This is a genomic window from Desulfobulbaceae bacterium (genome assembly GCA_013792005.1).
Lineage (GTDB): Bacteria > Desulfobacterota > Desulfobulbia > Desulfobulbales > VMSU01 > VMSU01.
In genome coordinates this window covers 1-10519 of the sequence record VMSU01000021.1, presented here as the reverse complement: position 1 = coordinate 10519, position 10519 = coordinate 1, and the positions used below count along the sequence as shown (strand labels likewise).

7 protein-coding genes and 2 tRNA genes are annotated in these 10519 nt (G+C 51.4%); 2 read left to right on the top strand and 7 right to left on the bottom strand.

All coding sequences use genetic code 11. The annotated features are described in order from the left end of the window. Window positions 1-176 precede the first annotated feature (176 nt). Complete coding sequence (locus FP815_01030; GenBank protein MBA3013523.1) at window positions 177-2849, top strand: cation-transporting P-type ATPase; 2673 nt, start codon at window positions 177-179, stop codon at window positions 2847-2849. Between the two features lie 9 nt (window positions 2850-2858). Here the strand turns inward: FP815_01030 and FP815_01025 are convergent, their stop codons facing one another. Continuing rightward, a complete protein-coding gene (locus tag FP815_01025; GenBank protein MBA3013522.1) occupies window positions 2859-3563 on the bottom strand; it encodes a DUF541 domain-containing protein in 705 nt (234 codons plus the stop codon). Between the two features lie 74 nt (window positions 3564-3637). Further along, a complete protein-coding gene (locus FP815_01020) occupies window positions 3638-4822 on the bottom strand; it encodes a sel1 repeat family protein (GenBank protein ID MBA3013521.1) in 1185 nt (394 codons plus the stop codon). A gap of 497 nt (window positions 4823-5319) precedes the next feature. Here FP815_01020 and FP815_01015 point away from each other — a divergent pair, with 497 nt between their 5' ends. After that, window positions 5320-5670 carry a hypothetical protein gene (locus tag FP815_01015; GenBank protein MBA3013520.1) on the top strand — a complete coding sequence of 117 codons (351 nt, stop codon included), beginning with the start codon at window positions 5320-5322 and terminating at the stop codon, window positions 5668-5670. Window positions 5671-5992: 322 nt separating this feature from the next. On the opposite strand, the gene FP815_01010 is transcribed toward FP815_01015, so the two are convergent. The 5 genes from FP815_01010 to FP815_00990 form a co-directional block, all read right to left on the bottom strand. After that, window positions 5993-6069 (bottom strand) — tRNA-Asp (locus FP815_01010). A gap of 20 nt (window positions 6070-6089) precedes the next feature. After that, window positions 6090-6165: transfer RNA gene (locus FP815_01005), tRNA-Val, on the bottom strand. Between the two features lie 160 nt (window positions 6166-6325). Then, window positions 6326-8764 (bottom strand): endopeptidase La, encoded by a 2439-nt coding sequence (locus tag FP815_01000; GenBank protein MBA3013519.1) that lies wholly within the window; start codon window positions 8762-8764, stop codon window positions 6326-6328. 14 nt (window positions 8765-8778) lie between these two features. After that, window positions 8779-10029, bottom strand: a complete 1251-nt coding sequence (gene clpX / locus FP815_00995; protein MBA3013518.1) for an ATP-dependent Clp protease ATP-binding subunit ClpX — start codon at window positions 10027-10029, stop codon at window positions 8779-8781. Next, window positions 10029-10519, bottom strand: a 491-nt coding sequence (locus FP815_00990) for an ATP-dependent Clp protease proteolytic subunit (protein MBA3013517.1), incomplete at its 5' end; no start/stop codon positions are given. The genes FP815_00990 and clpX, both read right to left, overlap by 1 nt.

The window sequence follows — 10519 nt, the reverse complement described above, 5'->3', positions numbered from 1 at the left end:
GGTGCTTCATCACCTCTCGCACCATGATTTTCAATTATTGTTTGTCGGTGGGCGGCGGCTGACAATCCTCTCTCGCTTGTTTCGGGCTAAGCCCATCGAACGACTCTTTCATGAGGCGTCGATCAACACCATTGCCTTTTATGGCCGGGACAATGGATAACTCCAGGCGTATTTTCATGCTCGATAAGGCGACGCTGATGCGTCGTCTGCAGACAACGGAACAGGGACTCTCTCTAACTCAGGTAGAACGGCGGCAACGGGAATTTGGTTCCAATGTGTTGGAACAGGCGGCGAAGAAAAACTATCTGCTCTCCTATCTTAGCCAGTACTGTCATTTTTTTGCACTGCTGCTGGAGGTGGCGGCGGGACTTGCTTTTGTCGCTGATCATTACGCACCTGGCGAAGGATCCGATATTTTGGCGTGGGCCATCTTGGGCGCGGTGATTATCACAGCCACCTTTACCTTCTGGCAGGAGTATCGGACGGATAAGGTTATGGCCGCGCTGCTGATGTTGATGCCGACTCTGGTCTCGGTGCGTCGTCAGGGAGAGGTTGTGAGTGTCGATTCCAAGGATTTGGTGCCGGGTGATGTCATGCTCCTTGAGGAGGGGGACAAGGTCGCGGCCGATGGGGTGCTAATTGAATCTAACTCGCTCTATCTTAACCTCTCGTCATTGAACGGAGAGTCTGCCCCTGCCCCCAGGAAATTAACTGCTGGGGAGGCGTTAAGGCAGCTTGATGCTCGTAATATGGTCTTTGCTGGCACCTCTGTGGTTACTGGCAGCGGCATTGCCTTGATTACCGGCACCGCCAATTCAACCGAATTCGGTAAGATAGCGAGTCTTACTAAAAACGTCCGAAAGCTACTGACTCCCATGCAGAGGGAGGTCATTCGCATTACCAGGATTATGACAGCCTTGGCTTTGCTCGTTGGCTGTGTTTTTTTTGGTTTGGGACTGTTTTTTGGCAAAGGGCTGCTGATGTCTTCCATTTTTGCCTTGTCGCTGATCGTGGCTAATGTGCCTGAAGGGCTGCTGCCAACCATTGCCCTATCGCTCTCCTTGGCCAGTCAACGGATGGCTCGTCGTCAGGCCCTGATCAAAAATCTTGATTCGGTAGAGACTCTGGGCAGTACCACCGTGATCTGTACCGATAAGACTGGCACTTTGACCCGCAACGAGATGACGGTCAAATGTCTGTGGCTTGCTGGGGGCGAAGAGGTTGCCGTTTCTGGTGAAGGGTATCGGGAACCTGGTGAATTTATGGTGCAGGGCGGAAACGACAGCACCTCATTGCGACTTGATGATTTACTCCAGGTAGGGAGATTGAACTGTCGGGCCAGTATTGATGACGACAGCTTGCGCGGTGATCCGACAGAATTGGCGCTGATTGCCGCTGCCAGTAAGCGGGGTCTTGATCTGCCTGGTCTTACTAAGATACACGAACACATCTTCACCAGTGATCGTAAAATGATGTCTACGGTCTACCAGGAGGAGAGCGGAGTTCGTCTTTTCTCTAAAGGGGCTCTTGAGGTGTTGCTGCGGCGTTGCGTCGCCTATTGCTCGGCAGACAACAGCAGGCAATTGCTTACTGATAAGGTCAGGCGGCAGGTCACCGATCAGGCGGATATCTTTGAGCAGCAGGCATATCGGGTGTTGGCGGTTGCTCGTGGCGAGGGAAAAGAGGAGAAGGAGCTGACGTTGCTTGGACTGGTGGCGATTATGGATCTGCCACGGGCGGAGGTCCCGGCTGCTGTTGCTATCTGCAAGCTGGCAGGGATCAGGATCATGATGATCACTGGAGATAATCCCCATACCGCCGCTGCCATAGCCGGTAAGATCGGTATGACTTATGATCGTTTGCTGACCGGGCCGGAACTCGAAAGAATGAGTGACGAGGACTTGGAGGAGATGCTGGAGCATCAGGACGTGCTCTTTGCCAGGATGGCGAGCAGTCAGAAACTTAGGATCGCCACGGCCCTTCAGAACAATGGGGAGGTTGTCGCCATGACCGGGGATGGGGTTAATGATGCCCCGGCTTTAAAAAAGGCAGATATCGGTATCGCCATGGGTCTTTCTGGCACCGAAGTGGCGAAGGAAGCGGCAGATATGGTGCTTTTGGACGATAATTTTTCCTCCATTGTCACCGCTATCGAGGAAGGTAGAACCGTATACTTCAACATCAAGAAATTCGTTACTTATATTCTTGCCTCGAATATCCCGGAGATTTTGCCCTATATCCTTCAGTTTTTCCTAAAGATTCCTCTGCCGCTGTCGGTAATCCAGATTCTGTCCATCGATCTCGGTTCGGACATCCTCCCAGGGCTTGCCTTGGGAAGTGAAAAACCGGAAAAGAACATCATGCTGAGGCCGCCGGTGGGCCGTTCTGAGAAAATTCTCGACTGGGAAGTGTTCAAGCGCGGCTATCTCTTTCTCGGAGTCATTGAGGGGACTGCCGCCATGGTCGCTTTTCTGGCTTTTCTCCATCTCCATGACTGGCACTATGGTGAACGTGTTTTGGCAGACCCGCTCCTCCATCGCCAGGCCATGACCATGACGTTGCTGGGGGCGGTGACTTGTCAGATTCTGAACGTCTGGACCATGCGCAGCTGGGAGTTTTCGTCTTTGAGCCTAGGGCTTTTTTCTAACCGGTTGTTGTTGGTGGCCATAGCGGCAGAGGGAGTATGGATCTGGATGATGCTCAATCTGGCTCCGGTACAGAAGGTGTTTAACACCGCTCATGTCCCGCTGAGCGAACTCTGGATTCTCCTGCCTTTTCCCATTCTGCTCTTCGTGAGCCACGAACTGTATAAGTGGCAGCGGCGGCGGGGAAGGGTGGCGGGGGTATAGGAAGCCTGATTACTTGGCCACAGCCGAGCCGGTAACGGTGATCACCACTTGCGATTCGCCGGCTTCAGCCGCGATTGGTGGTGGTGACGCAGCTTTCATGGCGATGGGGTCCCTCATCAGTCGTGGTTGAATGGGACTGTATTCTCGGTTGCCGATGGTGAGGTTGATCATAGTGATATCTTTTGCGCCGAGAGTGCCCGCTGCGATGTTGAGGGTGTCTCGCAGATCGGCAATGGCTTGTTCGAGTAGTTTTTTCTCTGTCGCCCTGCGCAGTTCAGGGGAAACGGAAAAGGAGAGATTGCGCACTTGAAAGGGTTGCATGTCACTGGCCAGGGCCAAGCCTGCATCGAATTTTTTGGTTTCCAGAGAGAGCTGGTAGGTTCCGTGGTGCCGGATAATGCGCTCTCTTTCGTACACCGGGTAAATGCTGAACCCCGAGGTCTTGACGGTGACGACGGAATTCTTAGTGGCCTTCCCCAGGGCGGTAGCCGCCTCGTGTTGCATGATTTCGTTGAGTTGGGACAGATTGGCGTTGTCTTTTTCAAAGACAAGGTCGATTGAGAGAAAATCGTTCTGCACTTGTGTCTGTGCGTTGCCTTCGGCCTGAATGATCGTGCCGTCGGAGGGGCTCTGCATGGCTGGGTCATGTGACCAGGCGGTGGAGAAGGGGGGCAGCAGCAAGATCGCAATGATGGCTAATGAAATTTTTCTCATATCCGCTGAAAATATAGCTAAGGAAGGCAGGTCTACCACGAATCGTGAATGTTCTTTCTTCCTTAAGTTAAAACTCAATTCATAATATTGTCAATCTTTGCCTGCAGCTCAGCGGCTAGGGCTTGGGCCTGACTGATTTCTTTGGGGGTGAAGCCCTTGGCAATCGAGTCCCTGTTTTTTGCGGCTCCCTCTTGCCCTTGGTTTGCGGCCAGGCTGGACCAGGCATAGGCTGTTATGTTATCGAAAGGAACTCCTTCACCATTGGCATACAAGGCTCCCAGATTAAATTGAGCTAGGGCGTATCCTTTTTCGGCGGCTTTGTGGTACCATTTCGCCGCCTCCTGGAAATTCTGGGGAACACCTTTGCCTTGGTCATGTCTTGAGCCTACCATGAACTGAGCATCTGTTTGGCCTTGTTCCGCGGCTCTCTTGAACCAGTTCATGGCCAGCTTGTCGTCCTGGCGGACTCCCATGCCTTTTGCGTATATGGATCCCAAGTTGAACTGGGCAGAGGAATTTCCTTGTTCTGCCGCTTTTATGAATAAGCTAAGGGCCCGGCTGTAGTCTTGAGGAACTCCTTTGCCTTGGGCATACATCACCCCTAAATCTGATTGAGCACGAGCGTGGCCACGACTGGCAGCCTCTCTTAGCCATTTCGCCGATTCCTGGTAGTTCAAAGGGACACCGTCGCCTTGGTCATATCTTAATCCTAAAAGGTACTGGGCTTCTGTCTGGCCGAGTTTAGCCGCCTTTTTGAACCAGGCAACGGCCTCTGTGTCGTTGCTGGGCACGCCAATTCCTTTGGCATACATGACTCCTAAATTAAATAGGGCCTCAGCGTAGCCTTGGTCTGCAGCCTTTTTGTACCAATAGACGGCATGTTTGGTGTTCTGGGGCACGCCGTTTCCTTGAGCGTACCTGACTCCGATATTGAATTGAGCCTCTGCATTTCCCTGTCCCGAGGCCTTTTTGAATAGGGCAAAGATCTCGTTGGTTGCATCGTTGTCGGAGTCCAGGCTTTCTTCGAGGACAAGAGCCTCAGGATCTTCTTCTGGTAGAAGATCGATAGTGGGTGTGGTCTCTGGCAGCGGCGCTTTTTCTGCTGTCGGTATTGATTCGATGGTCTGTTTGGTTTTTTGGGTTACATTGGTAATAGTCAACTCAGCATCGGCTTGAAGCGCATGGCCAAACACTGCCAATACCGTGAACAGCAGTAAGGTTAAGACCTTAATTGTCGTCTTGTGTCTGATTAATTCCATACGTTATCCTTGAGAATTGTTGATTCGTAACTGCTCATGTTGTCGGTTTACTGTTGATAGTTGACGGTGAGTGGTCTTGCTAATAGCTGAGCACACACTGACATCATGGATCATGCGATGATGTATGACTAACTTTGACAATCTCGCAAAAAGTCCGGGGATGGCTAAGCAAAAGGTGCGATATACAAGGCGCGGCCCTCTGTGTCAATGTAAGTGAGGCCATACATATGGTATGCCGAATGAGCAAATCCGCCACGCAACGCAGTAGATCGCACTTTTTGCGACGCCATCAACTTTGATTCCTTTAACCGTAAACCGATAACTGATTACCATTAACCAGAGTAGTTACTCGATATCCATGAATAAGCCAAAATTTTTTCTGGTGTAAACTGGAAAATAAAGTCGGTTTGATTTGAGCTAATCTGGTCGTGGGGCGTGGGGTAGAGAAAGGTCGATTGAAAAGGGGTAATAGGGATAAAGCTCAGCTTCATTAACTCGTGTCTGGTTCTACCGGACAAAACCAGGTGATTCGTGTTCGCGCCGATGAGACAAAGATCAGTCGCCACTATCTCTTGGTTGTTTTGCAGAGCCAATCAGTTCGGGAATACCTGAAGAGAAATGCTGTGGGCACTGCCGGAAGCATGCCCAAGATCAATCAGGGTATCGTTGAACGTGTTCCGATCCCCCTCCCACCCCTTGTCACGCAACAACAGATCGTCTCCGAGATAGAAGCTGAGCAAGCCCTCGTCAACGCCAACCGCGAATTGATCACCCGCTTTGAGAAAAAAATCCAGGTCCCCCTTGCGCGGGTCTGGGGTGAAGAAACAGGTCATGGCGAAAAGCAATGACAGACTCAACGCTTACGACCGGGAAACTCAAGTTCAAGACACTTCCGCAGGGAAAGACAATAGCTACCATGCAGCAGCTCCTAAGGCCTAAAAGCCCTAACACGACGATGAAAATACCTTCATGGTCTTGGGTTGAATGTGGTGCAGGATAATCTGAAACGATCTTTCCCTGTACAATGGGGCTGAAATCGTCTTTGAGGTGAACCAAGAGAGGACTGGTGGGCAAGGGCAAAAAGAAAAAGCTGTCAGACGGGCCGTCTAACAGAAAAAAGCAATAAAAAAGGCCTTCAAGAATTAACTTGAAGGCCTTAGTGTCACTATGTGGCGGGGCCGACCGGGCTCGAACCGGCGACCTCCGGCGTGACAGGCCGGCGTTCTAACCAACTGAACTACGACCCCGCAAAATGAGGTGTTACTTGTGGTGGGCGGTACAGGGATCGAACCTGTGACCCCCGGCTTGTAAGGCCGATGCTCTCCCAGCTGAGCTAACCGCCCGGTCATTTTGTAGGCGATTATTTAACAAGATGGCTTACCTAAGTCAAGACAATTCGATAAAAAACACACAAATTTTATATCATCATCAGTTGAAGAGCATAGGGGGGATCTTGAGGCCTAAATTCGCGCCTAATCTTATCAATTCCTGAGCAATTCTTAATTAATGGGGCACGTTGGGGTTTGTGCGGGAAGAGGTTGAGTTCCCTCCTGGTAGTATGATATCCGGACAAAATAAGGGGTCGGCGCAATCCTTGAACAGTACACACCCTTCTTCCAGGACAAGCGCCTTGGTCAGGACATCATCAACATGATCTACTAATTCAATCGTCAGACTTTTGAGGATTTTTGCCGGGACATCCTTGAGATTCCGTTCGTTATCCTTAGGGATCAGGACGTGCGAGATATTGCCGCGTCGAGCGGCAAGCAGTTTCTCTGTCAGGCCGCCAATGGGCAGAATCCGGCCTCGTAATGTTACCTCTCCGGTCATGGCCAGGTTTTTTCTTACCGGGACTTTAAGCAGGGCGGAGACAATTGATGTGGTCATGGTAATTCCTGCAGAAGGACCGTCTTTGGGAATTGCCCCTTCTGGCACATGGACGTGAATATCAAGCTTCTGGTAGAAGTCGGTAGCAATGCCCAGTCGGGCGGAGCGTGAGCGGACATAGCTCAACGCCGCCTGCGCCGACTCCTGCATCACGTCGCCCAGTTTGCCGGTAATGGTCAGTTTGCCGCTTCCTGGCATCAGCACGGTTTCGATCTGTAAAAGTTCACCGCCGACCTCGGTCCAGGCTAGTCCAGTGGATAAACCGACAGCGTCTTTGTCTTCTGCCAGGCCAAACCGGTACTTCGGCGTACCCAGATATTTGACAATTGCGGTGCCATTGACTTTGTAGGGCTTGGTCTGTTTGCTCTTGAGACGTTCGCGAGCGATCTTTCGATAGACGCTGGCAATGTTTCTTTCGAGATTTCTGACCCCGGCTTCTCGGGTATAATTGCGAACGATTTCCATGATGCTGTCAGGTGTGAAGATCACTTCACCGTCCTTGAAACCGTTGGCCAGCATTTGTTTGGGAACCAGGAAATCCTGGCCGATTAAGAGCTTATCCTCTTCAGTATAGCCGTCAAGCTTGATGATCTCCATCCGGTCTTGCAGTGGAGCCGGTATGGAGTGCAAACTGTTGGCTGTGGTGATGAAAAAGACGTCCGACAGGTCGTAGTCCAGATCGAGGTAGTGATCGTTGAATGTGCCGTTCTGTTCCGGGTCGAGGACCTCAAGGAGGGCAGAGGATGGGTCGCCACGAAAATCAGTGCTCATCTTGTCCACCTCATCCAGGCAGAAGACGGGATTGTTAACCTTGACCTTCTGGAGTGACTGAATGATCTTTCCGGGCATAGCCCCGATATAAGTTCGGCGATGGCCGCGAATTTCAGCTTCATCACGAACTCCGCCCAGTGACAGGCGAACAAATTTACGATTCATGGACCGGGCTACGGACTTGCATAACGAGGTCTTGCCGACTCCTGGAGGGCCAACCAGACAGAGGATGGGGCCTTTGATTTTTTTGACCTGGGCCTGTACTGCCAGGTACTCTAAGATCCGTTCTTTAGGTTTGGTCAAGCCAAAATGGTCTTCATTCATGACCTCTTCGGCCTTGACAATATCAAGTGTTGCGGCAGACTTCACCTTCCAGGGAAGGCTTAAGATGCAGTCAATATAATTTCGAACTACTGTCGCCTCCGCAGAGGATGGCGGCATCAATTTAAGTTTTTTCAGCTCCTGCATAGCCTTTTCGTTGGCGGCAGCGGAGAGTTTTTTCTTTTTGATCGCCTTTTCGAGGATATTCAGTTCGTCGGCAGCCTCTTCCTGACCATCACCGATCTCCTTTTTTATCACCTTGATCTGTTCGGAAAGGTAATAGTCCCGCTGGTTCTTCTCCATCTTCTTTTTGACTTTGGATCGGATATCGACTTCAAGGGACTCGATCTCTATTTCGCGCTGAATAATGCTGATAACCCTCTGGAATCGGTCTTCCAGGGTAACTGTCGCCAGGATCTGCTGTTTCTCGGTGGGGTGAAGCGGCAGGTGGGAGGAGAGAACATCAATGAACTTAGCGGGGTCCTCTATTTTCTCCAGCGAGGTGATTACCTCGGACGGAATTTTCTTATTCTTCTCGCCAAACTCTTTGAAAACGTGGTGCAGCTCACGGCGGTAGGCAATTGAGTGATATCCGGGAAGGCTTGATTCGATGATTGGCTCTGCCTGAACCATAAAGAATTGTTGGTTGGGGACGAATCCAATAATTCTTGCCCGCTGTTTTCCTTCGACCAGCGCCTTGATGGTCCCGTCCGGGAGTCTGAGCAACTGCAGGACATTGGCGATGGTGCCGATTGGATGGACGTCCTTTCCCTGTGGCTCGTCGATAGAAGAGTCAAGTTGGGTGGACAGGAAAATTTCTACCCGGTTGCTCATGGCGTGCTCTAATGCCTTGATGGACTTTCCTCGGCCAACAATCAGAGGGGCGACCATGTGCGGGAAGATGACAAGATCCCGCAACGGCATCATGGGGTAGAGTTTATGCTGTGGAGTGTTTTCTGTCATGTCAGGGGATTCGCTCACGCGGTTTTCTTTTCGTTCTCGTAGAGGACGACCGGATAGTCGCCATTGAGGATTACCTGCTCGCTGATCACGCACTCCCGGACGTTCTCTTGGGATGGGAGTTCAAACATGATTTCAAGCATCGCCTCTTCCATTACCGAGCGCAGTCCGCGAGCGCCTGATTTGCGTTTGACAGCCTCTTTAGCGATAGCTGTCAAGGCGCCTTCGGTAAAGCGTAATCGGATATGGTCGTAATCAAACAGTTTTTCGTACTGCTTGGTCAGGGCGTTTTTGGGTTCCCGTAAGATCTTGATCAGGTCGGCTTCATCAAGTTCGTTCATGGTCGCGATAACCGGCAACCGGCCGACGAATTCGGGGATCAAGCCGAAACGAAGGAGGTCTTCTGGTTGGACCATGGCCAGGATCTCACCCATTTTCTTTTTGGTTTCGCCCACAACCTTGGCGCCAAACCCCATGGATTTAGAACCGGTTCGATTCTTGATCACGCCATCCAGGCCAACAAAGGCCCCACCGCAGATGAAGAGAATATTGCTGGTGTCAATCCGCAGATACTCTTGCTGCGGGTGTTTTCGGCCACCCTTAGGAGGAATGGATGCGATTGTTCCTTCTATTATTTTGAGTAGCGCCTGCTGTACTCCTTCACCGGAGACATCCCGGGTGATGGAGGCAGAGTCACTTTTTTTGGCGATTTTGTCAATTTCGTCGATATAGATAATACCTCGGCAGGCCCTGTCGATATCCTGATCTGCAGCATGGAGCAGATTGACCAGGATATTTTCCACGTCCTCGCCAACATAGCCGGCCTCGGTCAGGGTGGTGGCATCGGCCATGCCAAAGGGCACGTTCAGGATTCTGGCCAGAGTTTGTGCCAGCAGGGTTTTGCCGCTGCCGGTGGGGCCGATGAGGATGATATTGCTCTTTTGCAGCTCAACGCCATTGTCGTCCTGCTGTTTGCTGCTGATCCTTTTGTAGTGGTTGTGCACAGCTACAGCCAATACCCGTTTCGCATGATCCTGACCGATGACGTAATCGTCAAGCTTGGCCTTGATATCCTTGGGCTTAAGCAGGTTGATGTCTGAGTCGATAGTGGCCATTGCCTGGCCTTTATCTTCCTGGACAATTTCGTTGCAGAGATCGATGCATTCGTCGCAGATGAAGACATCAGGGCCGGCGATCAGCTTTTTGACCTCCTCTTGCTTCTTTTCACAAAAGGAACAAACAATATGGTTGTTGTTGCGTTTAGCCATTATTCTCCCTCCGTATTCTGCCGTCTGGTCAGAACCTTATCGACCAAGCCGTAGGTCTTAGCTTCTGTGGCGCTCATGAAGAAGTCCCGTTCGGTGTCGCGTTGAATTCGGGTTACCTTCTGGCCGGTGTGATGGGCCAGGATCTTGTTCAAGTCTTGGCGCATCCGCAGGATTTCACGGGCATGGATATCAACATCGGTAGCCTGGCCTTGGAATCCGCCCATCGGTTGGTGAATCATGATCCGTGAGTTGGGAAGCACGTATCGTTTGCCCTTGGTCCCGGCAGCAAGCAGCACCGCGCCCATGCTGGCGGCTTGGCCCATGCACAGGGTGGCGATGTCGCACTTGACATAGTTCATGGTGTCATAAATCGCCATACCCGAGGTTACGATGCCGCCCGGTGAGTTGATATAGAAGGTGATATCCTTGTCCGGGTCTTCGGCTTCGAGAAACAAAAGTTGGGCAATGATGAGATTGGCGATGTCGTCGT